Source organism: Ureibacillus sinduriensis BLB-1 = JCM 15800 (assembly GCF_000772955.1).
Lineage (GTDB): Bacteria > Bacillota > Bacilli > Bacillales_A > Planococcaceae > Ureibacillus > Ureibacillus sinduriensis.
This window is the reverse complement of sequence record NZ_JPVO01000054.1, coordinates 92,089-118,854: the sequence shown is the minus strand read 5'-3', so window position 1 is coordinate 118,854 and position 26,766 is coordinate 92,089. Positions and strand designations below refer to the sequence as shown.

Annotated in this window: 27 protein-coding genes and 1 other annotated feature; of the genes, 2 read left to right on the top strand and 25 right to left on the bottom strand. The window is 39.6% G+C overall.

The genetic code is table 11. The annotated features are described in order from the left end of the window. Window positions 1–7 precede the first annotated feature (7 nt). The 6 genes from CD33_RS14575 to CD33_RS14550 form a co-directional block, all read right to left on the bottom strand. Window positions 8–2,206, bottom strand: coding sequence for a RelA/SpoT family protein (locus CD33_RS14575; RefSeq protein WP_036201744.1), 2,199 nt, complete (start codon window positions 2,204–2,206; stop codon window positions 8–10). Window positions 2,207–2,456: 250 nt separating this feature from the next. After that, window positions 2,457–3,740, bottom strand: a complete 1,284-nt coding sequence (locus CD33_RS14570) for a glycosyltransferase family 2 protein (protein WP_052130274.1) — start codon at window positions 3,738–3,740, stop codon at window positions 2,457–2,459. Window positions 3,741–3,933: 193 nt separating this feature from the next. Continuing rightward, window positions 3,934–4,446, bottom strand: a complete 513-nt coding sequence (locus CD33_RS14565; protein ID WP_036201743.1) for an adenine phosphoribosyltransferase — start codon at window positions 4,444–4,446, stop codon at window positions 3,934–3,936. A 16-nt stretch (window positions 4,447–4,462) separates the two neighbouring features. Then, window positions 4,463–6,796 carry a single-stranded-DNA-specific exonuclease RecJ gene (gene recJ / locus CD33_RS14560; RefSeq protein ID WP_036201742.1) on the bottom strand — a complete coding sequence of 778 codons (2,334 nt, stop codon included), beginning with the start codon at window positions 6,794–6,796 and terminating at the stop codon, window positions 4,463–4,465. A gap of 499 nt (window positions 6,797–7,295) precedes the next feature. Next, on the bottom strand, window positions 7,296–9,563 hold the full coding sequence (secDF, locus tag CD33_RS14555; protein WP_036201741.1) for a protein translocase subunit SecDF: 2,268 nt from the start codon (window positions 9,561–9,563) through the stop codon (window positions 7,296–7,298). Window positions 9,564–9,820: 257 nt separating this feature from the next. Next, on the bottom strand, window positions 9,821–10,138 hold the full coding sequence (locus CD33_RS14550) for a post-transcriptional regulator (RefSeq protein WP_036201740.1): 318 nt from the start codon (window positions 10,136–10,138) through the stop codon (window positions 9,821–9,823). A gap of 92 nt (window positions 10,139–10,230) precedes the next feature. Here CD33_RS14550 and CD33_RS14545 point away from each other — a divergent pair, with 92 nt between their 5' ends. Further along, window positions 10,231–11,748, top strand: a complete 1,518-nt coding sequence (locus tag CD33_RS14545; protein WP_036201739.1) for a putative polysaccharide biosynthesis protein — start codon at window positions 10,231–10,233, stop codon at window positions 11,746–11,748. On the opposite strand, the gene CD33_RS14540 is transcribed toward CD33_RS14545, so the two are convergent. From CD33_RS14540 to CD33_RS19585, 9 genes are all read right to left on the bottom strand, one after another. Further along, window positions 11,725–12,372 (bottom strand): DUF421 domain-containing protein, encoded by a 648-nt coding sequence (locus tag CD33_RS14540; RefSeq protein ID WP_036201738.1) that lies wholly within the window; start codon window positions 12,370–12,372, stop codon window positions 11,725–11,727. The genes CD33_RS14545 and CD33_RS14540 overlap by 24 nt on opposite strands. Window positions 12,373–12,503: 131 nt before the next feature. Continuing rightward, window positions 12,504–12,767 carry a preprotein translocase subunit YajC gene (yajC, locus tag CD33_RS14535; RefSeq protein ID WP_036201737.1) on the bottom strand — a complete coding sequence of 88 codons (264 nt, stop codon included), beginning with the start codon at window positions 12,765–12,767 and terminating at the stop codon, window positions 12,504–12,506. Between the two features lie 142 nt (window positions 12,768–12,909). After that, complete coding sequence (gene tgt / locus CD33_RS14530) at window positions 12,910–14,055, bottom strand: tRNA guanosine(34) transglycosylase Tgt (protein WP_036201736.1); 1,146 nt, start codon at window positions 14,053–14,055, stop codon at window positions 12,910–12,912. Between the two features lie 89 nt (window positions 14,056–14,144). Next, window positions 14,145–15,185: a tRNA preQ1(34) S-adenosylmethionine ribosyltransferase-isomerase QueA gene (gene queA / locus CD33_RS14525; RefSeq protein ID WP_036201735.1), complete on the bottom strand. Its 1,041-nt coding sequence runs from the start codon at window positions 15,183–15,185 to the stop codon at window positions 14,145–14,147. 20 nt (window positions 15,186–15,205) lie between these two features. After that, window positions 15,206–16,207 carry a Holliday junction branch migration DNA helicase RuvB gene (ruvB, locus tag CD33_RS14520; protein ID WP_036201734.1) on the bottom strand — a complete coding sequence of 334 codons (1,002 nt, stop codon included), beginning with the start codon at window positions 16,205–16,207 and terminating at the stop codon, window positions 15,206–15,208. A 12-nt stretch (window positions 16,208–16,219) separates the two neighbouring features. After that, window positions 16,220–16,840, bottom strand: coding sequence for a Holliday junction branch migration protein RuvA (gene ruvA / locus CD33_RS14515; protein WP_036201733.1), 621 nt, complete (start codon window positions 16,838–16,840; stop codon window positions 16,220–16,222). A gap of 1 nt (window position 16,841) precedes the next feature. Further along, window positions 16,842–16,982, bottom strand: coding sequence for a hypothetical protein (locus CD33_RS20275; protein ID WP_156967323.1), 141 nt, complete (start codon window positions 16,980–16,982; stop codon window positions 16,842–16,844). Between the two features lie 251 nt (window positions 16,983–17,233). After that, entirely contained in the window at window positions 17,234–18,091 is an 858-nt protein-coding gene (locus CD33_RS14510) for a phosphotransferase (protein WP_052130272.1), read from the bottom strand. Window position 18,092: 1 nt separating this feature from the next. Then, complete coding sequence (locus CD33_RS19585) at window positions 18,093–19,412, bottom strand: LysM peptidoglycan-binding domain-containing protein (RefSeq protein ID WP_052130270.1); 1,320 nt, start codon at window positions 19,410–19,412, stop codon at window positions 18,093–18,095. 146 nt (window positions 19,413–19,558) lie between these two features. Here CD33_RS19585 and CD33_RS14500 point away from each other — a divergent pair, with 146 nt between their 5' ends. Next, complete coding sequence (locus CD33_RS14500; RefSeq protein ID WP_036202273.1) at window positions 19,559–20,092, top strand: transcription repressor NadR; 534 nt, start codon at window positions 19,559–19,561, stop codon at window positions 20,090–20,092. 46 nt (window positions 20,093–20,138) lie between these two features. Here the strand turns inward: CD33_RS14500 and CD33_RS14495 are convergent, their stop codons facing one another. The 10 genes from CD33_RS14495 to CD33_RS14450 form a co-directional block, all read right to left on the bottom strand. Continuing rightward, window positions 20,139–20,525 carry a thiol-disulfide oxidoreductase DCC family protein gene (locus tag CD33_RS14495; protein ID WP_036201732.1) on the bottom strand — a complete coding sequence of 129 codons (387 nt, stop codon included), beginning with the start codon at window positions 20,523–20,525 and terminating at the stop codon, window positions 20,139–20,141. Between the two features lie 19 nt (window positions 20,526–20,544). After that, on the bottom strand, window positions 20,545–21,417 hold the full coding sequence (pheA, locus tag CD33_RS14490) for a prephenate dehydratase (protein ID WP_373906705.1): 873 nt from the start codon (window positions 21,415–21,417) through the stop codon (window positions 20,545–20,547). A 107-nt stretch (window positions 21,418–21,524) separates the two neighbouring features. Beyond that, window positions 21,525–21,980, bottom strand: a complete 456-nt coding sequence (gene thrR / locus CD33_RS14485) for a transcriptional regulator ThrR (RefSeq protein ID WP_036201730.1) — start codon at window positions 21,978–21,980, stop codon at window positions 21,525–21,527. A 42-nt stretch (window positions 21,981–22,022) separates the two neighbouring features. Next, window positions 22,023–23,312 (bottom strand): GTPase ObgE, encoded by a 1,290-nt coding sequence (gene obgE, locus CD33_RS14480; protein WP_036201729.1) that lies wholly within the window; start codon window positions 23,310–23,312, stop codon window positions 22,023–22,025. A gap of 5 nt (window positions 23,313–23,317) precedes the next feature. After that, window positions 23,318–23,845 carry a Spo0B domain-containing protein gene (locus CD33_RS14475; RefSeq protein ID WP_036201728.1) on the bottom strand — a complete coding sequence of 176 codons (528 nt, stop codon included), beginning with the start codon at window positions 23,843–23,845 and terminating at the stop codon, window positions 23,318–23,320. Between the two features lie 237 nt (window positions 23,846–24,082). Then, window positions 24,083–24,382 carry a 50S ribosomal protein L27 gene (gene rpmA, locus CD33_RS14470; protein WP_036201727.1) on the bottom strand — a complete coding sequence of 100 codons (300 nt, stop codon included), beginning with the start codon at window positions 24,380–24,382 and terminating at the stop codon, window positions 24,083–24,085. 15 nt (window positions 24,383–24,397) lie between these two features. Further along, a complete protein-coding gene (locus CD33_RS14465; protein ID WP_036201726.1) occupies window positions 24,398–24,742 on the bottom strand; it encodes a ribosomal-processing cysteine protease Prp in 345 nt (114 codons plus the stop codon). 17 nt (window positions 24,743–24,759) lie between these two features. Continuing rightward, window positions 24,760–25,068, bottom strand: coding sequence for a 50S ribosomal protein L21 (gene rplU / locus CD33_RS14460; protein ID WP_036201725.1), 309 nt, complete (start codon window positions 25,066–25,068; stop codon window positions 24,760–24,762). A 14-nt stretch (window positions 25,069–25,082) separates the two neighbouring features. Further along, window positions 25,083–25,160 (bottom strand) — a sequence feature (ribosomal protein L21 leader region). A 41-nt stretch (window positions 25,161–25,201) separates the two neighbouring features. Beyond that, window positions 25,202–25,840: a site-2 protease family protein gene (locus CD33_RS20775; protein ID WP_235863166.1), complete on the bottom strand. Its 639-nt coding sequence runs from the start codon at window positions 25,838–25,840 to the stop codon at window positions 25,202–25,204. Further along, window positions 25,813–26,364, bottom strand: a complete 552-nt coding sequence (locus CD33_RS14450) for a M23 family metallopeptidase (RefSeq protein ID WP_036201724.1) — start codon at window positions 26,362–26,364, stop codon at window positions 25,813–25,815. The genes CD33_RS20775 and CD33_RS14450 overlap by 28 nt, the downstream gene beginning before the upstream one ends. Window positions 26,365–26,766 lie beyond the last annotated feature (402 nt).

The window sequence follows — 26,766 nt, the reverse complement described above, 5'->3', positions numbered from 1 at the left end:
CATTCAATTAATTTATTACACGTTGAACTGAATAGATATCTGGTAGCTGTTTTATTCTTTCCACCACTTTATGCAAAGCGGAAATGTTCGAAATGGAAATCGTTAGATGAATCGTTGCAATCTTATCTTGATCTGCTCTGCCTGTTACGGCCAGGATATTCGTTTTTGCTTCACTAACCGCATGCATCACATCATTTAAGATGCCGGGACGGTCAAATGCTGATACTTCAATATCAACCGGGTATTCTTTTCGAATTGGCGTTTCGCTATGTTCCCATTCCACTTCGATTAAACGGTCGGCATTTTCACCCTCTTGTATATTCGGACAATCTGCACGATGGACAGATACACCACGTCCTTTAGTAATAAACCCGACAATTTCATCCCCAGGAACAGGCGTGCAGCATCGTGATAAACGGATAAGTAAATTCTCGATGCCCTTCACGATCACACCAGATTCTGTTCGACTTTTCCTAGCCTGGTTATTTTGCATCTCTTTGACGATTTTCTCCAGGGCAACTTCCTGTTCTCGCTCTTTTCTTTTCTTCTCCGCTAAACGGTTTACGATTTGTTGTGCAGTAATGCCACCTACGCCGACCGCTGCATATAGATCTTCTTCGTTCGTATAATTTAACTTATCTAGCACTCGCTTCATGTTTTCTATGGAAAGGACTTCCTTAGGATCAAAGTCTTGTGATTTGATTTCCTTATCGATTAAATCTTTTCCTTTTACTATATTCTCATCACGTAAGTGCTTCTTGAAAAATTGCTTTATTTTATTTTTCGCCTGAGAACTTTGTGCTAATTTCAACCAATCCCGACTTGGGCCAAAAGATTGTTTGGATGTTAAAATTTCAATGATATCACCGGTCTTCAAAGGCGTATCTAGTGGAACCATCTTGCCATTCACCTTCGCACCGATTGTCCGATTCCCCACTTCCGAATGGACACGGTAAGCAAAGTCAATTGGAACCGAACCTGCCGGCAGTTCAATTACTTCCCCTTTAGGTGTAAATACATAGACCATATCAGAGAATAAATCGAATTTTAATGACTCCATGAATTCTTCCGCATTGGAGGATTCATTTTGAAATTCCAGTATTTCACGGAACCATGTCAATTTTTGGTCGATTGTTTCTTTCTCGCCGTTGACAGATTTGCCTTCCTTATATGCCCAATGTGCCGCAATCCCGTACTCGGCTATTTGATGCATATCGCGTGTGCGAATCTGTACCTCCAAGGGGTCCCCATATGGTCCAATGACGGTTGTATGAAGCGATTGATATAGATTTTGTTTCGGCATTGCTATATAATCCTTGAAGCGACCAGGCATTGGCTTCCATAATGTATGTACAATTCCCAGGACGGCGTAACAATCTTTGATGCTATCTACCAGCACACGTACGGCCAATAAATCATAGATTTCATTAAACTGTTTATTTTGTAATACCATTTTTCGATAAATGCTATAAATATGCTTCGGTCTTCCCGAAATATCAGCATCTATTTCAACATCGACTAGTTGCGACCTTACTTCATTCATAACATTATCCAGGTAAGCCTCTCGTTCAACACGTTTTCTTTTCATCAAGCTAACTATACGATAATATTGTTGGGGGTTTAAATAACGTAATGCCGTGTCCTCTAACTCCCATTTTACTTTCGATATTCCAAGGCGATGAGCGAGTGGTGCAAAAATTTCCAATGTTTCATTCGATATACGTCTCTGTTTTTCGGCAGATAGGTGTTTTAATGTACGCATATTGTGCAGACGGTCGGCAAGTTTGATCAGGATGACACGGATATCCTGAGCCATGGCAACAAACATTTTCCGATGCGTTTCGGCTTGTTGCTCTTTTTTTGATAAATACTTAATCTTTTCAAGTTTTGTCACACCGTCAACCAACATTGCGACTTCTTCACTAAACTCATTTACTAGGTCTTCCCGTGTAACGGTCGTATCTTCCACTACATCATGAAGAAAACCAGCAGCAACAGTATCTGGATCCATTTGCAATTCCGCCAAGATGCCGGCAACTTGGATGGGATGGATGATGTAGGGTTCCCCAGAGCTGCGTAATTGTTCTTTATGTGCTTCATTTGCTACTTCGTAAGCTTTCTTTACAAAGGCAACATGTTCATCGTTCATATATGCTTTGACTAGCGCGAATACGTCTTCGGGCGTCAATATTTGCTCTTTCGCCATTAGTTGTCCACCTTGTTAAAAATTTTTCCGAATAGGATATATAGTTTTAATTGTATAAAATATGTGTACTCAATGTAAAGGCACGTCGACAATTACTTTATAAAAAAAGGCGAATTTTAATCTTTTTTGTAGAAAACAAGAAAATATATGACTAATTAACTATAAAAAAAGAAGTTGCCTCATTCCAATTGAGACAACCTTTTGTATCCTCGAGAAAATAACGATCACTATTTTGTTAGCAACATACGCTTTAACGAACATCATCAATTGACTTGACGACTGTGTGTGGAATTTGCTTCCATTCTACTTCTTTGAACAATGCAACGATTGATATGGGTATATACGTCAGCATGAAGAAAGGAAATGTAAAAGAATACACTATTTTCTTCCAACCCGCACAATGAATTCTCTTCCACTCGGTAATTATCGTCATTAAAGCCATACACAACATGACTAGATAATACATTCCAAAGGATCTGAGCATCAGGATTGTCGTGTCCCCTATGCTCTCTTTTTCAAAAATACCCATCAAAATTGCCAGATAGAACAAACCATTTATGAGTATTGAGACAATGGTAAGAATCATTGCGGGCATTATGGTCATGGTCATGTCAAAGCAGGAAAAACTATTATGATTTCGAATAAAAATATTACGAATCAAGTCTTTCCCGTATTTCGATAATACTTGATAAAAGCCTTTCGCCCATCGTAATCTTTGGTTCCAGGATTGCCTAAAGGTTATCGGTTGTTCATCGTAAAAAACAGCATTTGGACTATAGCCGATTTTTTCTCCCTTTAGAATGTTTGAAATGGAAAACTCTATATCCTCGGTCAGTAGATGATGAATCCAGCCGCCATTCTTTTTTATTATATCCGCATGCACTAGAAACCCAGTTCCAGAAATGGCGCAGCTTGCATTCAATTTCATTCTCGGCAGGTTCAAATACTCCGCCTCATGCAAAAACCAAATAGCATAACCGGCAGTAATCCAATTTTGATCGAAGTTTTTGGAATTTCGATAACTTGTTACAACCCGGTAGCCTTGATTGAACGTTCGATTCATTTCCATTATATAGTTCTCGTCAAGTAAATTATCGGCATCAAAAATAAAATAACCTTTGTATTGATTGGATGCAAACTCAGCTTTAATGATATTGAACATAAAATCAAGGGCATAACCCTTACCTATTTTATTCTTATTGAAACGTTCCCGGACGAAAGCCCCTGCTTTTTTGGCAACTTTAGCAGTTTGATCGGTACAATTATCCGCTATAACAAATATATCAACATATTCCTGGGGATAGGTTTGCTTATGGATACTTTTTATCAACTCTCCTATGACTAATTCTTCATTTCTTGCCGCTATAATTACTGCGTATTTATTGAATCGATCTTCTTCTCCCACGATTTTTTTACTCACTTTACTCTTCAGGGCAACAATCATATAGATAAATTGGTAAGAATAAAACAATAAAAAAACTAAAAATGTGACAATGTTGAAATGATAAAGAAACGAAGATATAAAAGACTCCAAGGTGAAACCTCCATGGTATCAAAATTCAGATTATTATTATTTTCCCCCTTCGAACTGTAATTATATACCACCAATTCTAATTTTAGATAAATCCATATTTAAACTTTGGTTAAGATTTTGTAATCATTTTAGTATCTTTATAAAAAAAACGCCGCCCGAAAGTTTTGCACTTTCGGACGGCTGCTGCTTTATATTAGTATTCGATTAGAGTCTTAACTGGATAGTTGCCAATTTTATCGCGACCATTCAGTTCTTTTAATTCAATGATAAATGCGCAACCTGCTACGACGCCGCCTAATTTCTCGATTAGCTGGATTGTCGCATCCACAGTTCCACCAGTTGCTAACAAGTCGTCCACAATTAATACTTTTTGGCCTGGTTTCATTGCATCCTTATGCATTGTCAATACGTCTTGTCCATATTCCAAACCGTATTCCACGCGTACAACCTCTCGCGGCAGCTTCCCTTCTTTACGTACAGGTGCAAAACCGATTTCTAGTGCGTACGCTACCGGGCATCCGATAATGAAACCGCGGGCTTCAGGACCAACAATAATATCGGCCCCTACTTCTTTTGCGAATTCTACGATTTTATCTACCGCATATTTAAAAGCTGGACCATTATCCATAATCGTCGTAATATCTTTGAAGCTAATGCCTTCTTTTGGCCAGTTTTCTACCGTTGTTACATATTGCGTTAAATCCATTACTAATTTGTCCTCCTTAGGAATAGTTATATTCCCTCATTCGTTCGTTAAACCATTGTTTTAGTTCCAAATATGGTGCATACAAAAGTTGTTGTTCCAAATCGATTTGTTCAATCCTTTGCTTATAAACATCCGCTTCGGAAAGTGATCGTTTTGGTACATTACTATTTACTGTTGTCAGACCATTTTCTATTGTAACAAAACCTAGCTCAAAAAACACGTTTGTCATGAATTTAATTACTTCAATATTTAAGCCGATATGTTGCGCCAATTGTTCAATATGCATTTGGAGATTGAAATTAGGACGTTTTTTCAAAAAGCTATAATACCAACCGAAATGCTCCCTTGTAGGCATACCGTTGAAATATTTGGACTCGGGTGTGTAGAATACTGCATAAATTCGGTTCGGCCTTCCTTGTGCAATTAATTTCTCCAAAATTTGCGCACTTCTTGGTAAATCCAACAGCACCATATTGGGAGAAAGGTTTTGCAGTTCATCCTCGTTTGCTATAAGTCGGATAGGGTTTGCAATTTGTCCCTCGAAAGCTTGTATAGTTGATTGTCGGAACGCGATGAAATCGGTTGTTTCTTTCGGTAATGTGTGTAGCCACTTTTGCGCTTGGTTTTTCCCTCTATAATCATAAAGCTGCCATTCATTTGTTTGAACATCTGTAATCATTAATTGAGGCTTTTTCTTCCCTTGCCATTCATTGATTTGGAGATCCCCTACAAACGAAAGCTTAACTCCGTAGGTAATTTCATCATGCAAATACCCTTTGCCAAATCCAATTGCATCGATGAAACCATGAGCATCCTCCAATTCCAGCTTCAAATGGCTTTCTCCTGCACCAATTTTTCTCATGGAACGTACTTGAACGTTCTGTAGTGCGTAGATTGGTTTAGAAAAGCCAGTTCCAAATGGACCTAGTTTTTTAATTTCCTCAATTGCTTCAACAGTTACTTCACTAATTTCCAAAGGTACATCGATCGCAAGCTTCGGAGTCAATAATTCATCGTTCAGGCAGTTCGTAGCCTGCTGGTGAAGACGGTTGCGAAGCTCATCTACATGTTCTGCTCCAAAAGTCATTCCTGCCGCCATGGGATGCCCACCAAAATGCGGCAGTATATCACGGTTTTTTGCTAGCTCGTGGTATAGATGGAAGCCTTCAATACTACGTCCGGATCCTTTTGCGGTGCCCTTGACCGAATCAAGAGATAATACAATGGCAGGGCGATAATATTTCTCAACTAAGCGCGAGGCAACTATTCCGATAACGCCAGGGTTCCATCCTTCTTTAGCTATGACCAAAACAAGTGAATTCGAGATTGACGGGTCATTTTCAATCATTTCAATCGCCTGTTCGGTAATCGTATGAACGATTTCTTTTCGTTCAACGTTCTTTTGGTTTAATAGTTTCGCGCCTGTTGCCGCTTCCAAATCATTTTCACTCATTAGGAAAGCGACACCCGGATCGGCATCCCCTAATCTACCTATTGCATTTAACCGAGGCGCAAAGTAGAATCCAATCGCGTCCTCATCGATTTCATGCTGTTTCACACTTGTTACTTCACATATGGCGCGTATCCATGGATTTGGGGAGATTTTCAACTGTTTAATGCCCTGCTGTACAATGTAGCGATTTTCCCCTTCTAAGGGCACCAAATCAGCCACCGTCCCAATGGCCGCTAGCTCAAACAAATGCTTAGGGACTTCTCCATATAATGCATGCGCTAATTTAAAGGCAACTCCTACCCCTGCCAGTTCGCCAAATGGATAGTGTCCCTCCGGCAATCTAGGGTGAATGATCACATCTGCTGGCGGCAATATATCACCAGCTTCATGGTGATCTGTTATAATGACATCCATTCCTAGCTCCTTAGCCAGTCGAACAGGTTCAATCCCACTAATGCCATTATCGACAGTTATGATTAATTGTACGCCCTCGTCGAATGCTTTCCGGAATAATTCTTCATGCGGTCCATAACCGTGTGTAAATCGATTTGGGATGCAAAAATCGACATCCGCCCCTAAATCAAGCAATACATTCATCATAACCGTAGTACTAGTAATTCCATCGGCGTCATAATCCCCGTAAATCAGGATTTTCTCTCCGTTGTTTAAAGCCGCTTCGATTCGTTCCACTGCTTCTTCCATACCATTTAATAGATAGGGGGAGTGCAGGTTTGTTTCATCCATATTGAGGATTTTTCTTGCCTTTTCAATCGTTGTGCAGCCTCTGGCAGCCAATATTTTTGCTGCTAACGAGGATATATTCAATTCATTTTGCAGTTGTTTTATTAAGTTTTCATCAGGTTGTCCAACAACCCATTGTTTGGTTGATTGTATCATTTACTCACTTCCTCAAGTTTTCATTATACCGAAAAAATAGGTGAACTACTAATCTATAAAAATAGCTGAATTGATAAAATTAGGAACATCTATTGATTTTTGGGTATCTGTATGAAACCAATAAGATTCCTATAATTATATAAAACCGAGACACTTCGCTGATCCAGCTTACCAATTTTGTCTAATTAAACCCCGTTTCGTGACACTTCATTAGTTCGACTAACTCGTTTTGTCTTAAAACGTCTGGTTTCGTGACACTTTCATCTCTTTACCCTATCAGTTTTGTCACTATATTCCCTATTTCGAGACACTTCATTCGCTCCACTATCTCGTTTTGTCCCATTACCTCGTTTCACATCTCCATAAAAACAAGCTAGTTTGCCACTTTGAGAGACATGCCCAATCGGCTATTTGAATTTTTTATGCAACCTCCTAAGCTGGTATGTATACAGTAAAAAAGACAAAGTGCATAATTTCGCACTTTGTCTTTTTTACTGTATTATACAACCGGCTCGTCAGAACCCCATTGTTTTTTCTCTTTACTCTCGACAACAGTACCTTTTTTGTCCATTTCACGACATTTTAAAGTGTACCAAATTTGGGCTGCTATACAAATTGATGAATACATCCCTGTAATTAAACCAATCAGTAAAGCAATCGAGAAGTTTTGGATTGCTGGAGCACCAAATAACAATAAGGCAACTACCACTATGATTACAGTCAATACGGTATTCACTGAACGTCCCATAGTTTGGCGAAGTGATTTATTCACAATGCCAGCCAACTCTTCTTTTGTTGCAATTGTACCTTTTCGATTGACGTTTTCACGGATACGGTCAAACGTAACAATCGTATCGTTAATCGAGTAACCAACGATTGTGAGGATAGCTGCAATGAATGTAATATCCACTTCCAATCGGAAGAAGCTGAAAATTGCTACCATAAAGAATACATCATGCAATAAGGAAACAATTGCCCCGACACCCATGCGCCATTCAAATCTTAGCGCCACATAAATGATTATTCCAAGTGCAGCGATAGCTAAGGCTTTTATAGCGTTTATGACTAACTCTTGCCCTACTGTAGGCGATACTGTACTTACACTTGGTTCGTGACCATAATCCGCTTTTACCGCCGCTTTATAATCAAGTATTTCTTGTTGTGTTAAGTCTTCTTTATAAGTAACGACTGCCGATTTTTGGTCTTCGCCAGAAATAATCACTTTTTCAGAAGGGAAGCCGATTTCGTCAATATAGGCTGTTACTTCTTCTTGTGTAATTTGCTCATCAGCAAGAATTTCTACACGGGTACCACTTGAGAAATCAATGCCTAGATTCAACCTGAAGATACCAATGATTACAGCCCCGACAATAAGAATCACAATGGATATTGAATAGAATTTTTTGCGATTTTTAACAAAGTCCAATCGATCGAAATTCGTTGATAAATCCAGTGTTTCAATTCCTTCCGATATATCATGAACCTTCGATTTGCGTACTCCGTATAGTGAAGGGCTGTTGAAATACCCGCTGTTCACCAGTAAACCTAGTAGTATCCGCGATAACCACAAGGCCGTTACGAAACTTAATACAATTGTAATCATCAATGTTGTAGCAAACCCTTTAACCGAGCTTGTACCAAAGAAGAATAGTACAGCAGCAGCCAATAAAGTTGTTAGCTGGGCATCAATAATAGCAGTCAAGGACTGTTTTGATCCATGTTGGTAAGCCTCTTTAATGGACTTGCCGACACGCAGCTCCTCACGTATACGTTCGGCAGTCAGGATATTGGCATCCACGGCCATCCCGATACCAAGCACAAGTGCCGCAATACCTGGCAATGTTAACACCGCATTTATTGCATTGAATACTGTTAAGACCAAATAAGTAAATACCGTTAAAGTAATGATCGATACAAATCCAGGCAAACGGTAGTAAAAGAGCATGAAGATGAAAATTAAAATTACCCCGACCACGCTGGCAAACACAGTGCTGTTCAATGCTTCTTCACCAAATTGTGCACCGACGGAGGTTGAATAGATTTCCGTTAACTTAACCGGTAATGCCCCTGCATCTAAAATACTGGCAAAGTCTTTTGTCTCTTGAACAGTAAAGTTCCCACTAATCATAACATCCGTCGTATTTAATACTTGATCTACTCCGGCTGCTGATATGAATTTCGGATCTTCTTTTTGTGCTTCTGCGGCATACGAATCTACGCCCTCTTCAAAATCCATCCAAACAACTAAAAGATTTTGACCAGGTCCCATTTGAGATACTTGCTTCGTCACTTCTGCAAACTTAGCAGCATCTTTTAAAGTAAGTGTTACAATCGGACGATTTTGCTGATCAAATGAAGCAGCTGCCCCACCTTCTTTTAAATCTGTCCCGTCTAATAAAATATTGTCATTTACATCTCGGAATGTTAAGTTCGCCGTACTTGATAACAATTCACGAGCGGAAGACTGATCGTCGATTCCTGCAAGTTGCACACGAATTCGATCTTCACCTTCAACTTGAATACTCGGTTCACTTACCCCGAATTGGTTAATTCGGTTTCCGAGCGCAGTCGTCGTGTCAGACAAAACATCTTGCGTAATTTTCTGGCCCTCAACTAGTGATTCGACCTCATATAAAACTTCAAACCCACCTTGTAAATCAAGCCCGAGTTTTACGTCCTTCAAAACTCCTTGTACTGTTGCACCCATTGCGGCAAATAGCACTACTGCCACAAGTACAAAAGTAAAAATACGGCTTTTAAGCTTCATCTGTAAATCCTCCTCAAATTTGTGTATACCTTTTGCTGTATACACAATAGAAAAACACGATTTACCACACGTGCGTGCTAAATCGATTGTGCATGTCTTAATATAATTCTTTCGGATATTTGCAACATACATCTAGCTTTTTCTATCGAAATATCAATTTCCCCGTAGTTTAATGGATAAAAACCAACGGGCATAGTTTATGTACAAAACCCATTATGAGACACGATTCGCTGGCTGTCAAACCAATGGACATGTATTTATTTTGCATCCGCTACCTTTTTGGGCTTTAACAACTCTTGCAATTCACCTTGATTTATATCCCCGAACCAATTTTCAGTCCGAAATTGCTGTATTTGAAAGTAACTAACAATTTCAGATGGTTTAACGGAATAGATTGTCTCCACTATTTCATATAAATGTAATTCTTCTATTTCTTTCTTTCTCCACTTTTTTTTGATGCAAAAGTTCCAAATATCTTCTAGCTTGATTCCATCGTATTCATAATAAGTTATTTCATCCATTTTGCTTTGTAATACTGGTAAAACCTTTTTGTATAGCTGTTCGAACTGAATCATTACAATCCCCCCAACCAATAGTTTTAACTCACTACATTTAAGCATACAAATATTGTATCTGATATTTCTTGAAATGAGAAGGGATTGAATGAATGAGTTCATTTGTAAAAGGAACTATTTTTTTAACGTTTGTGATTTTTTTATCTAAACTGTTTGGCTTCATATATAGAATGCAGTTTATGCGGGTTGCGGGCGAAGAAGCTGTAGGTATTTATATGACTGCCTATCCAGCGTTTATCTTCTTTGTTTCGCTACTGCAACTGGGTATACCGATTGCTGTGGCAAAAGTCATAGCTGAGCTGCACGCCAAACGGAGAGAAGCTCAACTGCAAGCTGTCATGAAAACGGCCGGAAGATGGTCAATTATTTCGATTATTATTTTCACGCCGTTATTGTTCTTGTTCATACCATACTTGGCTGGGACACTTTTACATAATGATGCAACTAGGTTAACGCTATATATTGGTTTGGGAGCTGTTCCGATTGTTGTCTTTTCAGGATTGATACGAGGTTACTTACAGGGCATTGCCGTGATCTCTGCCACGGCTTGGTCACAAATGTTGGAGCAAGTGATCCGGATCGCTTTAATCTCACTACTATTGCCGTTCTTGGTTACAGCTGACAACCCTGCTTTAACGGCCGCCTACGCAATGGCGATTACGGCATTTGGGGAAGTTTTTTCATTCATCTATTTATACATTCATTATCAATATAAGAAAAAGAAAGCAAAGAAAAACGATCCAGTTAAGTCCTATCCAGCAATGCCGCTTTTAAGAATTGCGGTCCCATCCGCCGGTAGCCGGTTATTTGGTACGTTTACTTGGTTTTTGGAACCAATCGTTTTCTTAAAGGCGCTTACGGTTTCAGGCTTAACTGCTGTCGGAGCAACCACTTTGTACGGGATTATCTCCGGGGTGCATGTACCTTTGCTTTTATTCCCATCCTTCATTCCCAACGCACTGGCGATCGTTCTTATACCGGCCGTCAGCGATGCTGTGGCAAGAAGCAATATTCAATCACTTAACGAACGAATCGGCATTTCTTTACGATTATCTTCACTTGTTGGTTGTTATGCTGCAACTTATTTCTTCCTTCACGGCGATGAGCTGGCGATGAAACTATTCAATTTGGAAGAAGATCGAGGGTTCATGAAAATTTTGGCGCCAATTTTTTATTTCTATTATATCCAAAGTCCACTGCACTCCATCTTGCAGGCAATCGATGAAGCGCGCCCTGCTATGATGAATTCGATTTATGGCGGCCTTGGAAAGCTATTTGTGATGTTTGTACTAGCCTCCCAACCCTTTATACAGGAATACGGGGCAATCATCGCGATTGGCTTCGGCGTTTTGGTCACTTCATTTTTACACATGGCAACACTTCGAAATCATAAAATGATTGCTGCCGGTTTTAGATTCTTCGCCATCCCTTATGGTATTTTCATTTTGACGTGTTTTATCCAATCTTACCTTATTCCGATGGTTTCCTTTAGCTTTTGGACAAATAGTGCGTTCACGTTGGTCATACTAACACTTTTATTGGTACTTACAAATCAAATTAAATGGAGCGACTTTAAAGTTTTGCGTTCAGTTATCTCCCGTCGACTTTAATTGAACGTGCAGCTCATTGTTTTCATAACAGCAGTAAAAGATATCATTTATTCTTTCACTATAGCCTTGATTCTCCAGTTCATTCATTAGCCAGTCTTTATCTTTGTTCATTATTGTTAAATGCTTATCGACAATGTACCCATCCACAATAAGTGCAAGGACAAGTGGATCGTCACTTTTTAAAAAGATTGATAGTTTACCTGATGGTTCCAAAAAGGCATAATCGATTTGTTGAACAGATGGAATCCTTTCTTCACGCATCTGTTGAAATAAGTCATCCAGGTTGTAACGTTGTTTTCGCATTTCCTCCTGATTGATAACACCGTCGCGGACGATGAGGGAGGGATCTCCATCTATAATGTCACGTATCTTCTTGCTTTTTAATGTAAATAAAGAATTGATATATTGAATGACTAATAAAATGATAATCGGGAAGACATTCTGTATTACAGGTTTATCTACATCTTCCAAGGCAAATGCTACACATTCGGCGATTAAGACAAAGACCACCAAGTCCATTATGCTTAATTCGCCCACTTCCCTCTTACCCATCAGACGGAAAACAATCAATATAAAAATGTACAGAAAGACCGTCCTAAAAAAAATCTCCAAATATGTTTCCATATGTCCACATCCTTCACTAGACATTCTGGGCATACAATAAAATATGTATTCATTGAAAAGAATTCCTTTTAAAACGAAAAAAGCTTACTAATTCGGTGCTTGTCCGTTTTAGTAAGCTTTTGATTTTCATATTATTTCTCAGTTAGTACTCGACCGATTGCTTGACGCTCGAATTTCAAACGAGTTTTACCGTCAACGATAATGTAAATTGCAGTGTCTTCTAGAGCATCGACTTCTCCATGCAAGCCACCGATTGTTACTACTTGGTCTCCTCGTTTTATGCTATTTTGCATTTGTACTGTTTGTTTTTGTTTTTTTTGTGCCGGACGGATTAAAATGAACCACATCGCGACGAACATAATAAGTATTGGAAGTAAACCAACTAATGTATCCATAGTTTTATGTCCCCCTTTCTAAATCTCACTTCATTAGTATAGTATAAAATGAATGGAAAAAGCGATCTGAAACTATTATTTTTATGAAAATAATCACACTTTTACATATTCTTCGACATTTTGCCATACAACAGAGCCATTTTTAGAAATTTTTTGCATCAGGCTTATTAAATCCGTACTTTTCGAAGAATTCCTCCCGGAAATCACCAAGTCGATCTTCACGAATTGCTTGTCGAACTTGTTCCATTAGTTTTAGCAGGAAATGCAAGTTATGATATGTTGTCAGACGGATGCCAAATGTTTCTTCAGTTCTGATTAAGTGACGTACATACGCACGTGTATAATTTTTGCATGTATAGCAATCACAGTTTGGATCGATTGGGCCGAAATCGCGGGCGTATTTTGCATTTTTCACGACCAAACGACCTTCTGAAGTCATTAATGTTCCGTTTCGGGCAATACGCGTCGGCAATACGCAGTCGAACATATCCACACCACGAATCGCTCCATCAATTAATGAATCAGGTGATCCCACCCCCATCAAATAACGTGGCTTGTTGTCAGGCAACAATGGCGTTGTAAATTCTAGCACTCGATTCATGATATCCTTTGGTTCACCAACAGAAAGTCCGCCAATCGCGTAACCTGGGAAGTCAAGTTCCACCAAAGCCTCTGCCGAGCGTTTGCGCAGATCTTCAAATTCGCCCCCTTGTACGATTCCAAACAACCCTTGATCTTCCGGGCGGGCATGTGCTTCTTTACAGCGTTTGGCCCAACGTGTAGTACGGTCAACCGAATTTAACATATATTCATAAGTTGCAGGGTATGGTGGACATTCATCAAATGCCATCATAATATCGGAACCTAGGTCATTTTGGATTTCCATCGCCTTTTCCGGACTCAAGAAAAGCTTGTCCCCGTTTAAATGATTACGGAAATGAACGCCTTCTTCTTCAATTTTACGAAACTCGCTTAAAGAAAAGACTTGGAAGCCGCCGGAGTCTGTTAAAATTGGACGATCCCAGTTCATAAATTTATGAAGGCCGCCCGCTTCCTTTACAATATCATTACCAGGGCGCAGCCATAAATGATATGTATTAGATAGAATGATACCTGCATCCATCTCTTTGAGCTCTTCCGGTGACATCGTTTTAACTGTCGCCTGTGTCCCGACCGGCATAAATGCCGGAGTCTCGAAGGAACCGTGTGGTGTATGAACAATTCCAAGCCTTGCTCCAGTTTGTTTGCATGTTTTAATCAATTCATAAGTTACTGCCGGTTTTGTCATTATATATTTTTCCTCTCTTGTGAAGTAAAAACAGTACTTCGATTAGTTTTTAGGTTTCCCCGGTTTATTTATACATCAGCGTACCCACTTCATGGGCGGATTGGTCGAATGAACATCGCATCTCCAAAACTAAAGAAACGGTATTGTTCTTCCACTGCTCTATTATACGCATTTAAAATAATTTCTCTAGAGGTTAGCGCGCTTACCAGCATCACTAAAGTAGATTTCGGCAAATGGAAGTTTGTTATCAGTCCATCAATGGCTTTATATTCAAAGCCGGGATAGATGAAGATGTTGGTCCAACCCTGTTCCGCTCGTATTTCGCCGTCGTATTTTTGTGCAATAGTCTCGAGTGTCCGAGTGGAAGTTGTTCCTACAGCGACCACTTTCCCGCCATTTGCTTTTACGCGGTTAATTGTCGTCGCTGCTTCTTCATTCACACTATAAAACTCGGAATGCATATCGTGGCTTTCGATGGAATCCACACTTACCGGCCGGAAAGTTCCAAGACCAACATGTAAAGTAATGAAAACAATCTCTACACCTTTTTTCTTGATTTGTTCCAGAATTTCATTCGTAAAATGTAATCCCGCTGTCGGGGCTGCGGCAGATCCAATTTCTTTTGAATAGACCGTTTGATAGCGTTCACGATTTTCCAACTTTTCATGAATATAAGGAGGAAGCGGCATTTCACCCAACTGATCCAAAATCTCATAAAAGATTCCGTCATAGTCAAACTTGAATACACGCCCGCCATGATCCAATTCACCGATGCAGGTCGCTTTAAGCAGTCCGTCGCCAAATGTAATTTCCGTCCCAACTTTTACGCGCTTGGCCGGTTTAACCAAGGTTTCCCATTCGTCGCCGCTACCCTGCTTCAACAGCAATACCTCGATATGAGCACCCGTTTCTTCTTTTACGCCAAAAAGTCTAGCAGGCATTACCCGTGTATCATTTAAAACTAGGCAATCCCCTTTTTGTAATTCATCCACAATTTGTGGGAAATGACTATTTTCAACTTTACCAGTTTTACGGTCCACAATCATCAACCGACTAGCTGTTCTATCTTCTAATGGTGTTTGAGCAATCAGCTCTTCAGGTAAATGGAAATCAAAATCTTCTACTTTCATTTTTACAACTTCCTTCGTTATCATTGTTCTGGATAAGTATAACCAAAATGATCATAGGCTAACTTCGTTGCTTCACGACCTCTTGGCGTCCTTTGGATAAATCCGATTTGCATTAAGTAAGGTTCATATACATCCTCGATTGTTTGACTTTCTTCACCGATTGATGCGGCAATGGTGTCAAGGCCAACAGGTCCGCCTCGGAACCGTTCAATCATGCCAATCATCAATTTATGGTCAATATGATCAAGTCCTAGCGGGTCTACCTGGAGTAATTCCAGCGCTTGATTTGCCAATGAATGCGAGATGGCTCCATCTCCTAATACTTGTGCATAATCCCGGACACGTTTCAATAAGCGGTTGGCAATACGGGGAGTCCCTCTTGAGCGGCGTGCAATTTCGCGAGCAGCCAGGCGGTCTATCTCGACATTGAATAACTGACTGCTGCGCAGTACAATTTCCACAAGTGCTTCTTCATCATAAAAATCAAGTCTTAGCAGCACACCGAACCGATCTCTCAATGGTGCGGATAACGCGCCTGCTCTTGTTGTGGCACCAACCAATGTAAATGGCGGCAAATCCAATCGAATTGACCGTGCTTCCGGTCCCTTTCCAACTACAATGTCCAGGCAAAAGTCCTCCATTGCCGGATAGAGAACTTCCTCTATTGCACGGGGAAGGCGGTGTATTTCATCTATAAATAAAACGTCACCTGGTTCCAATGAACTTACAATCGCCGCTAAGTCACCAGGCCTTTCAATAGCCGGACCGCTCGTCAACCGGATATTGACATTCATTTCATTGGAAATCACTGTCGCTAACGTTGTTTTCCCTAGGCCAGGTGGCCCATATAATAATACATGATCAAGACTCTCTTGTCGGAGCTTTGCCGCTTCAATGAAAATACTTAAATTTTCTTTCACCTTGTGTTGACCGATATATTGAGAAAGTTTTTGTGGCCTGAGGGAAAGCTCATATTGCTCATCAAAGCCATTTGATTCACTTGAGATAATTCGCTCGGACATTTCTCCTCCTCCTTACTTCATTTTTAGCAGCATCTGCAATGCGTGTTTCATGTAACTTTCCGTAGTCGTGAGCTCATTGTTATCCTCTAGGATTGGTCTGATCTTCGTTAGTTCTTTATCGGAATAACCAAGTGCCAGTAATGCCAGGATTGCTTCCTCCATTTCTTGCTTGTTTGGATTAACGCCGAACAATGGCAACTCATCCTCTGTGCTGGGCAACTCAACTTGATCCAATAATGAACCAAGCTTTCCTTTTAAATCGAGTATCATTTGCCTTGCCGTCTTTTTTCCTACGCCGGGAAACTTGACTAAAAAAGCATCATCTTCCATCTCGATGGCAGAAATCACTTGCGAAGGATTCCCGCTAGCCAAAATAGCCAATGCACCTTTAGGTCCGATTCCGGACACTTGGATCAGTTTCCGGAAAAGTTCTCTTTCATCAAGTGATTTAAAACCGAACAGCATCTGGGCATCTTCCCGTACGTGCATATGTATAAAAATTTGTTTAAGCTCTTCTGTTTTTCGAAAGGCAAAAGGGTTTGGCGTAAAAATTTGCCATCCCAATCCTTGCTGCTCCAAAACGATATATTCCGGTGTAACTCGTTTTATTTGTCCTATTATATAGTCATACATCCTAATCCCCCACATTCACTTTATAGATTATATCATAATGTTTGGGGTAAGCCCGAACATTATAAACTAGCAAAACGATACAGCCATTTTTGGAAAGACATAAAGAAAGACCGTCAATTAGACGGCCCCAGATTATTGACAAAAGCTTTCATCCTGCGTTAGTTCACACGTTCGTGCTCTCATGAACGCTTCGTTCTATTCACACTTCACTTGACTGCCCGCCTTGTCTGCCAGCGTTATCAAAACAGTGCGGGTAATCTTTCATTTATGGAAATAACTTTAAAAAACGTGTAGACAAGGTGGATTATCGCTTTGTCTACACTCTGAAAATAGATGGCCTTTAACTATTTTAGATTGTAGATGTTTTTTTCATTTTATCATATTCTACGGGACTTAATGACGGTTCGAATATAATTTTTCGGTTTCTATGAGTAATTCAGGCCAATGCCTTAACGCTTTTTCGGTAAATGGCATTAAATAGTCTAAGAATGCTTCTCGCTCATATTTACCTAATTGCAGCACATAAAGCCATTCCCTCAGTAGTTCGTTTGGATACTGCAGGTAATTGATTTTTTGCAAGCAAAGCTTATAAAGATATGGATTTTCATTTAGTAGTTTTTCCAAATCATAATCTATTGTAGGCAAGACGCGGTGCATCCAAAGAATCATTTCTTCTGCCGAATCACCTACAACTGCTAGATCAAAATCGATTAATTTCATTTTACTATCTTTGCAAATCAAAAAATTATGATGTACTACGTCGCCATGAAGCAATGTCAGTTTTCCATCGACACGATGCTTCTGCTTGCGCATTTGCTTCAAAACCCTGCTTGCAAACAGTGTAATATCATAATAAGCATGCTGCAATAATGGAAGCAACTCTTGTTCATTAATTATAAAACGTTCAAGGCGGGCATTCCATTTCTGATAAAGCTGCTGTCTTGGAAAACTAGCCTGGTTTTTCCAATCAATTTTATCGCTTGTATCATGCAATGCTTTCAATATTTTGAAGCTTTGTTTACGGTGGGATTCTTTTGAAAAATCGGCGCTGAAACTCCCATGTTGCCAATATTGAACAACCAAATCCGGATCTTTGCTTTTCACTAACGGAATGACATATGGAAATTTGATATCTCCAAGTTGGTTATGGATTGTTTTAACTTTTTCTGCAACCTTTGAATTATCATATTTTTTTATGAACAGTGTTCCTTGGGCTGTCTCTTTCTTCCAAATATTGCTTTTAATTTGCATTTTAGTAATTCCATGGTCTATTTTGTACTGAATAAGGATTATAAGGATAACCTTGGCAATTTGGTTGCATCATTTGCGGAATCATTTGTTGCGGCATTATGTGGCTCATTTGGCCCGGCATCGCTTGTTGCATGTCATAAGGTCCATAATAGTTTTGAGAATACGGAGCAGCGCCATTTCCATAGTTGTAATCTTCTTGGTAAGGGTTATTAACTTGTTCAGATTCTACATTCGTGTCGTAAGGGTTATATCCCTCAAAATCAGGGGCTCCTACATTTTGATCAAAATCTTGATCTATCAACTGATCTTTTACTTCTGAAGAATCCAATAACCAATCGGGTAATCCATCGTGGTCATCATAGGGATCTTGCATTGCCGGCGCTACATCCGTCATTGGCGCCATATCATAGTTCGGCTCAAAATTCTCCATTCCATATTGCATCATTTCCTGGGATGGATAGCCTCCTCCGCCACAGCCACAATCGTTATAAGGTTGTTGCGGCATTTGTTGATAATCATCTTCTTGGTAACCATATGGTGCATATTGATAACTAGCATGATCGTCGCAGCCACATGGGTGTGGTTGGTGATAATGCTGATCTTGGCAACCACATGGGTTATGATAGTATGCTTGTTCGTGACATCCACATGGATTATGATAATATACTTGTTCATGACATCCACATGGTTGCGGTTGTGGTTGTGGTTGCGGTTGCGGTTGCGGACAGCAAACGTAAATAATTTGTGGCTGTGGTTGTGGCACCGGTACATGAATGTACTCCACATCTTTTTCTATCGTGGTTTCATGCTTCGTTTCCACTTTCGGTTGTGGCACTTGTATATAGATCGGTTGTGGTTGCGGCATTGGCTGCGGTACTGGTGCTGGTGCTGGTAAATGTTGTGGCTGCTCGAAATGCATTTGTGGTGCAAAATCGAACTGGAATTGTGGCATTAGATCTACTTGCGGTACCGGCATAGGTACTGGTGCTGGCATCGGTTGCGGGATAGGTGCTGGAATAGGTGCAGTTTCCACTTTCTTAGGAACCTCCTTTACCGGTTGTTCTTTTATAGGTTCTGTTAATTTTTCTTTTGGGGCAGTCATCATATTTTTTGATGGCGCTGGTGCCGTCTGTTGCTCTTTTGTCATGTTTGTTTTTGAAGTTGAAGCCCCTTCTTCAGGCAAAATAATCTCCATTCCCGGAACAATATAATCAGGGTTAGCCAAATGTGTATTTAAACGTTTCAATTCATCAAGCCCAATCCCATACTGTTTAGCAATACGCCAAAGTGTCTCACCTTTTTGAACAATATGAATTCGCACAAACATCCTCCTTTTCTCGTTTTATAATATGTGATTCATATGAAAAGGACACAAAAAAATAAAACGCTTTGTGTTATTCCTCGTGATAAACTATGAAGGAGAGAGTGATGTATATACATGAAATTCCATATGAAAGAGGTATGAAAATGAAAAAAATGTTAGGCGAGGATCGTCGACTTGAGCTGCTCCATATTTTAAAAAGTACAAATGTGCCGATTAGAGGGACAGATCTGGCAAAACATGCGAATGTGTCCAGGCAAGTTATTGTCAACGATATGAATTTACTGAAAGCCAGGAACGAACCGATCATTGCCACAAGTCAAGGCTACATGTACCTGACACGTGAAGAAAATACGGAAATTTTTGAGCGGAAAATTGTCTGTTTACATACAGCAGCACAAGCTGAAGATGAAATGTTAACTATTATCGATTGTGGGGTTACATTGAAAAGCGTCATCATTGATCATCCTGTTTATGGTGAAATTACCGCATCCATGATGTTATCCAATCGACACGATGTTAAAAGTTTCCTGCAACGGGTCAAAGAGACGAATGCAAACTATTTATCAGTTTTGACGGACGGTACACATTTACATGAGATCTCTGCTTCTTCCAACGCTCTTTTAGATCGGGCCGTAGAAATGCTGAGAAAAAAAGGATACTTGGTCGAGGAAGAATAACCTATAATAAAAGTGGGCTTTCCAAACCGGAACAGCCCACTATCTCTTAATGCAAAAATCTTTCCAACTCATCTTTGGTCGGGATTTTGCATTCATTTTTTTTCGATAATTTGTGGCGATTCTTTGCGACAATGTCGTATATCGCATCCCGAAATTTTTTGGGGATGATTAGGAACGGCGAAAACAACCTCCACATTCCATCTAGCCTGCTACAAATTTTTAATGCAGCTGTCGATTTTACATAACTTTTCTTTCCTTCAATAAATACGACACTATCAATTGTTTCCGGAATGTTAAATTCCTCCAACAATCTTTGACCTATATCACTTTGAATAGAGGCAAATTTAAAATACTTCCTTCTATCCCTCTTCATGATAAATTGAACACTGGCATCACAAAAATGGCATTCCCCATCGAATAGAATAATGTTCATATTTATACCAGCCCTTCTATTACTCTTGTGTTAAGTATGTATAATAGGTACCCAGGGATTTCACATTACAACCTAGGGCCGCCAATTCTTCCATGGCTCCTTTCATCATAGCATCATTTTCATCTGCGTGTACATCCATAATAAAGAAATACTCGCCAAGCCCTGTTTTTAGGGGACGGGATTCAATTTTGCTTAAATCCAGTTTTCTCCATGCAAGAACGGAGAGTACTTGGTGCAGTGCCCCCGATACATTGACTGGCAAGGTGATCATGAGAGTTGTTTTCGCATTTCCTTCTGAATTTTCGATTGGTAATCTCATATTGTTTTTTGATAATACAAGGAAACGTGTATGATTGAACTGAAAATCATGAATATTCTTTTGCACGATTTCCAAACCATATTTTTCTGCCGATGAACTATTTCCAATAGCTGCAATACAACGTTCCGGAGTTTCAGAGACTAATTTTGCCGCCGCGGAAGTGGAAGAATATCGAACCAGTGGTACAGAACCAAAGCGTTGGTGCAAGAACTTATGGCATTGGGCCAAAGCATGTGGATGGGAGTAAATTTCTTCGATATTTTGCCAATTGTCTTTTTGACTTTTATGGACCATTAAATGCTGCTTAATTTTAGATAAGCAATCCGCGGCGATGAACAATTCGGCCTCATGATATAAATAATCGATCGTCATTGGCACTGTGCCTTCTATTGTGTTTTCTAGAGGCACCACAGCAAAGTTCACCTTGCCATCGGAAACAGCTTCAATACACTCCGGGATGGTTGCACATGGCAAAAGGCTGTCATCTGGAAATAAACTTTTTGTCGCTAAATATGTAAAGGAAGCTTCCGGTCCCAAATATGCAATCTGTTGATTTTTTTCTTCATATTTCACTATAATTGCCCCCTATAGTTATCTGACAAGAATCACTATTCAATCTATTCTTCTTTGAAAAAGAGAGAGCAAAATTTAACTTTGCTCTCCTCTTTATACCTTATTGGTTAAAGCGCACCGGAACTAATGACTTCCGCTGACTCAACAAATTCCAATTTCTTTAGTTGCTGGATAAGTTCATCCAATTCGAACACCATACTCGTTACATCCAAAGAAAGCGTGACATTGGCTCTTCCTTGGATCGGTATTGTTTGATGGATCGTCAGTATATTGCATTGCGCAACAGAAATGATTTCCAATAAACTTGCGAGTGTTCCTTTTTCATCTTGCAATTGTATAAAAATCGTTAGAATTCGTTCGCGTACAATGGAGTGGAAAGGAAAAACGGCATCCCGATATTTATAAAATGCGCTTCGCGATAAATCCACTTCTTTTACCGCATCCCAAATTGAAGAAACCGCACCACTTTGCAATAAATGCTTTGCTTCCAATGTTTTTTGCATTGCATCGGTAAGCACATCTTCTCGAACTAAATAATACCGTTGATTGGCAACGTTTTTCATACTCTCCCCCCAAAATCTCCTACGATCAAAAAACTAAAAAGTTTATTCTATAAATTCAAATTCGAATTCCATTAAGCGGACAATATCGCCGTCTTTTGCTCCCCGTTCGCGCAAGGCATCATCGACACCCATACCACGCAATTGTCTTGCAAATCTTCGTATGCCATCTTCACGGCTGAAATCAGTCATCTTGAATAGGCGTTCAATAGAGTAGCCTGATAACACATATGCCCCGTCATCATCACGAGTGATTTCAAAGTCATCACCTTTTTTCTCATGCTTATATAGTACTGTTGCGTCGCTATCTTCTGCAACCACTTCATGCAATTCAAAATGAGGTGTCACTTCTAGTAAGTCTGCTACTTCAAACAATACCGGCTTTAAACCTTGTCGTGAAACTGCGGATACAGGATAAACTTTCACAGAATCCCCGACTTTTTGTTTAAATTCTTTGAGGTTTTCTTCTGCATCCGGCATGTCCATTTTATTGGCAACCACAATTTGCGGTCTTTCTGTTAGGCGTAAATTGTACTGTTTAAGTTCTTCATTGATCGTTAAATAATCTTCGTACGGGTCACGACCTTCCATACCCGACATATCAATGACATGTACAATTACTCTTGTTCTTTCAATATGTCGAAGGAATTGCATACCTAACCCAACACCTTGGTGCGCCCCTTCAATCAGCCCTGGTAAATCTGCCATAGCAAAGCTGCGGCCATCTTCTGTTTCAACCATTCCAAGGTTAGGAACAATCGTAGTGAAGTGGTAAGCACCGATTTTTGGTTTCGCCGATGATACAACTGATAGCAAGGTCGATTTTCCTACGCTTGGGAAGCCAACCAATCCAACGTCCGCCAATACTTTTAACTCTAATATAACATTTAACTCTTGCCCTGGTTCGCCTTTTTCAGCTAGTTCCGGTGCTGGATTTGATGGTGTAGCAAAACGGCTATTCCCTCGACCACCGCGTCCACCACGTGCAATAACTGCTGTTTGGCCATGCTCAACTAAATCCGCAATAACTGCACCAGTTTCTTCATTCATGACCACTGTACCAGGCGGAACTTTTACCACCAAATCACCGGAGTTTCTTCCGTGCATTCCTTTACTCATCCCATGTTCCCCACGGTCAGCCTTAAAATGACGTTGGTAACGGAAATCCATTAGTGTTCGCAATCCTTCTTCAACCAGGAAAACGACATCTCCCCCATTACCTCCATCTCCACCTGCAGGGCCACCATTTGGTACATATTTTTCACGGCGAAAGGCGACCATACCATCCCCGCCGTCTCCACCTTTCACATAAATCTTGACGTGATCGACAAACATTACATTCACTCCTGTTCTATGCTCAAAGCATACTTCCACTCTTTCGTAGTTTGCTCATATGTTTGAACCTTTATATTGTTATTTGCTTCATAATTGAAAACTACCGTATCCCACTTACCTTTTAAGTCAAAGAGCACAGTGAACTGTTTTTCATTTGATTCAATTGAAATATCCAGTTGCTGTTCAGTAAAGGGATCTAGAGTATCATAAACATGAATAACTGTCTTTTCTAAGTATTCTACAATTTGTCCATCTTTTTTCATATCAACCGGAACCATTACATTACTGCTTAGGGTAATATCGAATGCAGGATATCTCCACTGTACAGTTTGCAACCATTCCACCGTCTTCGGCAGTTTTAATTTATTGATATTTGAAAGGCTTTTGCTTTGCTCTGAAATTCTTTCAATTATCGCTTTTGCTTCTTCAACCTTACCTAAATCTAAATTCATCTTAATTAACTGAATTTGATTCATGAAATCATGATTAGCAAATCTTAAAACCTCATTAATCGAAAGTGTTGAAGTTTTCATACATGTCCTCCAAACGTAATAGAAAAAATCCTACCAATATCCTTATTAGTATAACAAGTTTTTCTATATTTCGCCTTTCTTTGCCCTAAAGTTAATGGAATACTATAAGAAAATTTCAATTATCCATTGCCTATAATCATTATTGCAAACTTATATTTAGTTATTATATGAACATAACTACCCTTATACATGAAAAAGGACTGCTGGCTAGCAGTCCTTTTTGTATAATATATCCTATTAAGCTTCTTGAGCTACAGGGTATACACTTACTTTTTTCTTGTCGCGACCTAAACGTTCGAATTTAACAACACCGTCAACTTTAGCGTAAAGTGTGTCATCTCCACCACGGCCTACGTTTGTACCAGGGTAAATTTTTGTACCGCGTTGACGGTAAAGAATTGAACCACCAGATACGAATTGACCATCAGCACGTTTAGCACCAAGGCGTTTTGACTCAGAGTCACGTCCGTTCTTTGTAGAACCTACCCCTTTTTTCGAAGCGAAAAACTGAAGGTCTAAAGAAAGTAATAATTTCATTCGTTCCACCTCCTACTAGGCTACTTGGTTATAGTTGATTTTAATATATTGTCCATAAGTTTGAACCATCGAGTAAACTTGAGCAGTCATAACTTGGACAATAAGCTGTAATTTTGCATCGACTTCCACGTCAATATCGTTAGGAAGATCTACACGTAGATAGCCTCCACCCTCTGTTGCCTGGTCGATTTTCGGTTCGATTTGTAATAATGCATAAATGGCATTTACCGTGCCAATGGCAATTGTAGATGCACCTGCACATACTAAATCCTTACCTGTCTGATCGTACTCGGCATGACCTGAAAATTCGAATGCGGAAACATGTCTATTTTCATCGTGATGGATTGTAACAGTTATCATTCCATACACCTCGACTCTTAAGCGTTGATTGTTTCAACAACTAATTTTGTATAAGGTTGACGATGACCTTGTTTACGACGGTAGTTTTTCTTCGCTTTGTATTTGAATACAGTAATTTTTTTCGCGCGTCCTTCTTTTACAACTTTCGCTGTAACAGTAGCACCTGCAACAGTTGGAGCTCCAACTTTAACTGTTTCTCCACCTACGAATAAAACTTTATCAAAAGTAACTACTTCGTCAGCTTCAACACCTAGTTTTTCAACATAGATCTCTTGTCCAGCTTCTACTTTGATTTGTTTACCACCAGTTTCGATAATTGCGTACATTAAAATGCACCTCCTCTTAGACTCAGACTCGCCTGTAATGAAAGGTGATCATTAAGATGCTTAAGACCTTCCCAGAGCGGTTGTAGCACGGGTGCTACAAACTAACATTACAATACTATCATAATACAGCATTCTAAGTCAACCGTTTAATTACGTGTTTCTCAAATGCAAAACGGTATTTTCTATATCTCCACTCATTGATGATTTGTATAAGTAAAAAAATGCTCAATACTAGCAAGAACAGAGATTTTGGCAATAAAATAAATGTTATAAAGACAGTAGCCGTAATCAGTATGAGCGAAATGGATAAGTAAAATTCAACTATCCGGACCCGTGGATAAAAAATATGGATGAGTGACATGATTATACGCCCACCATCCAGAGGCCAAATAGGAATCATATTGATTGCAAGCAAGATAAATTGAATCTTCAACATTGGATCTGCCAGTAACGGATCAAGAAACTGAGTTGCTGCAATGCAACAAAGAGTGGCAACCGGGCCTCCAAGAGCAATGATCAACTGCTTTTTGGGGGCGATGGAGTTCCCGCCCTTCAATTGAATTTCCCCGCCGTAAGGCATGATGACACATTTCTCCACTTTCACTTTACATAGAAAAGCTGCCAAGATATGCCCGATTTCATGAATAATTAAAGAAGATAAAATAAGTGCGTAATAAGAAATGTTGCCATATAACACAATACTGAAAAGAATCGGCAAAAATAATGGATGAATGGTCATACGCATCATGATTGCGTATGCTCTTTCATCCATTCTAAAGTCTCCTCCAGGTTCAACACTTTCCCGTCATCTTCTATTTTAATATATAGATCCCCAGGTTCTTTATTTGCCATGGTACCTCCCCGTTCAACAGATGTATAGGGCAATAATGAAAACGAATCCACATTTCCATAAGTGACAGTAGTATCACCCTCATAAAACACCGATATTGTTTTTCCCGTGTTTTTCGCATGACCAGTATATACGACAAGTCCATTTTCGATTGCAAGTATAGGAATGGCTTCTTCAAATGTTAACAGATAGCCTTCATCATACGGTTTTACTGAGACAAATGATAAAAGCTCTTGATTCACGTTTTCCGTTGAAACCGTTATTTTCTCATCTGGCTCCTGTCCGAATACTTCTTGCAGCAGATTACGCATAACAGTTAGATCCTCGGAGCTATAGACAATTTTCTTTACATCTAATGCTAACTGGCCTCTTTCTTGAAGCTGAGTACCTAATATGACGACCGCGCAGAGAACAATTGCCGCAAACCATTTCCATTTCTTGTTCACTACCTCATCCCATTCTCTTTTTCATAGTATATGAAAAATATGAAATTAGGATTCTGGTGTAAATGAAAAGATACTGTCCAATTGCGTCGAATGGAAATGAAATAAATTTTTTCATTTCAGAGTGTAGACAAAGTCGATCTTCGACTTTGTCTACACGTTTTTTTAGGCTATTTCCTTCAATGAAAAATTACCCAGACTGTCTTGAACGCTTGGCAGACAAGGCGGGCAGTCGAGTGAAGAGATGAGTAGAACATTACGTTCATGAGGCGATGAAGTCACAACCAACGCAGGATGAAAGTGTTTGTCAACAGTCTGAAATGAAAATAATTTTCTCATTGTTTTAAAAGTGGTATATGAGTAAAGTGACTTGATCTTTTTAGTATCAAGAAAAAAATCTTTAAT